General features: G+C 41.8%; 1 protein-coding gene. It reads right to left on the minus strand.

What is annotated here, in order from left to right:
* A partial coding sequence (locus tag QTN47_RS27950; protein WP_369332766.1) for an IS4 family transposase occupies nt 1-761 on the minus strand: 761 nt, incomplete at its 3' end.
* Nucleotides 762-827 lie beyond the last annotated feature (66 nt).

Here is an 827-nt window from a genome sequence, read left to right on the forward strand (position 1 = left end):
TTGGCTGGTATTCCTTTCAATTCCATTTGTTTGCGATATTGGGCTGGCAGCTTAAATGTAACCAGCTTGTCCTTTTCGCCTTTTTCAATCATCTCCCGAATGGCTTTCCACCAGTTGTCCGTCAGTCGCATGCAGAAGTCAACTCCCTTTTGTTGTAGTTCATGCATCAATGCTATACCGGCGTAACCGCGATCCAATAAAAGGAGATCCTGATTCTTAAAAGTAGTCTGTGCTAAATGGTTTTCCAGTAATTCTCGCTCCGAAGTTATATATTTCCCTAGCTGAGAATCCAGTGTCGTGAGATTCAACACATCATAAAGCAATGATATCCTGGCTATACAATTCTCGGAATCAGCCTTGCTGCCAAACTCATGAACCCCAAATTCCTCCTCTGTTGTAGGGTGCCTCGGTAATACCATGGTACTGCCATCGCAAGCTAGAAGCCTGTGACCCCGCCAGTTAAGCCATGGCGCCTCTTCGTAAAAAGTTCGCAGTGCTTCCTGGTTAAGCTCCTTGAAAGCTTCCGGCTTTAATTTTCTTCTTGCATGTGTCAATGCACTTTTAGTGACCTCAAAAACACTATAATCCGCTTCCTGGACTTCAGCGAAAAAACTGTTCAACTCCCTTTGCAAAGAGCGTGTTAATCCTTTACTCAACAGTACTATTAAATTTTTGAAAGTCAGTTTGCAATTTCGAACAAATTCTCGTTCGCCGTTTCGGTTACGGTTGATAAATTGCTCATCGTCAATCAGTGTGTTTATATTTTTAAGTGTGGCTACCCTATAATCTTAGTAGTATTTTTTGAGCCGCTAATTTATTGAAATCAA

This window comes from Danxiaibacter flavus, from assembly GCF_041060425.1.
Lineage (GTDB): Bacteria > Bacteroidota > Bacteroidia > Chitinophagales > Chitinophagaceae > Danxiaibacter > Danxiaibacter flavus.